The organism is Micromonospora sp. M51, assembly GCF_018070305.1.
Lineage (GTDB): Bacteria > Actinomycetota > Actinomycetes > Mycobacteriales > Micromonosporaceae > Micromonospora > Micromonospora parva.
In genome coordinates this window covers 1-494 of sequence record NZ_JAGPXZ010001477.1, presented here as the reverse complement: position 1 = coordinate 494, position 494 = coordinate 1, and the positions used below count along the sequence as shown (strand labels likewise).

Sequence of the window (494 nt, the reverse complement as noted above, 5' to 3'; positions counted from 1 at the left end):
TCGAGCCGGTCCGCGCGGACGGCGAGCGCCCTGGTGGCGGCTGCCAACTCCTCGGCCGTTGGCTCGTCGGTCTCCGGCACGAAGACGTGCACCCCCTTGGCGCCGCTGGTCTTGACGGCACCGGTCAGACCGGCGTCGGCGAGCGCCTGGCGCACCAGCAGGGCCGCGTCGACAGCCGCGCGGAACCCGTCGCCGTCCGGCGGGTCGAGGTCGAGGACCAGGTGGGTCGGGCGGTGCAGATCCGCCGTGGTGGCCAGCGTCGGGTGGAACTCCACCGCCCGCTGGTTGGCGAACCAGAGCAGGGTGCGGCGGTCGTCGCAGAGGGCGTACGAGATCTCCCGGTGCGACGCCTCCGCCCAGACCGCTGCCCGGCGGACCCAGTCCGGGGTGTACCGGGGCAGGTTCTTCTGCATGAACGGCGGCTGGCCGGGGCGGACCCTGATCACCGACAGCGGCCGGCCCCGCGAACAGACCGCCGGCCATCGGGAAGCTGG

General features: G+C 74.3%; 1 pseudogene. It reads right to left on the bottom strand.

The features are described 5' to 3' along the window. Positions 1-494: pseudogene (locus tag KBX53_RS35540) on the bottom strand (ATP-dependent DNA ligase); the annotation flags it as partial.